This is a genomic window from Marinomonas lutimaris (assembly GCF_019426345.1).
In the GTDB taxonomy this organism is placed as follows: domain Bacteria; phylum Pseudomonadota; class Gammaproteobacteria; order Pseudomonadales; family Marinomonadaceae; genus Marinomonas; species Marinomonas lutimaris.
Map to the genome: position 1 here is coordinate 1 of NZ_JAHLLW010000063.1, position 326 is coordinate 326.

Annotated in this window: 1 protein-coding gene; it reads left to right on the plus strand. The window is 50.0% G+C overall.

Annotation, left to right across the window (positions count from 1 at the left end; all coding sequences use genetic code 11):
* The coding region (locus KPL72_RS21120) for a 3'-5' exonuclease family protein (protein WP_488165574.1) at positions 1-326 on the plus strand (326 nt) is incomplete at both ends.

Sequence of the window (326 nt, forward strand, 5' to 3'; positions counted from 1 at the left end):
TCAAAAGCGTTCCTATTCCCAACTCGATTTCCTTCGGCTGTCGCTGCGGCCAAGGAAATACTAACCAACTCGAAGATCAAAAAAGTCGGCTTCGGCATCAAAGACGACAACAAAGAACTGCGTAACAAACTCAACATCGACATCACCAACACGCAAGACTTGTCTGTCACCTTAAAGCAACTCGTCGGAGAGAAAAACAGTATCGGCGCCCGCGCCGCCGTCGCCATGGTACTGGGAAAACGCCTTGGCAAAGGCGCCCAAAAATCCAACTGGGGCGCTTATCCACTGAAAGAAAACCAGATTCTTTATGCCGCCAATGATGCGCA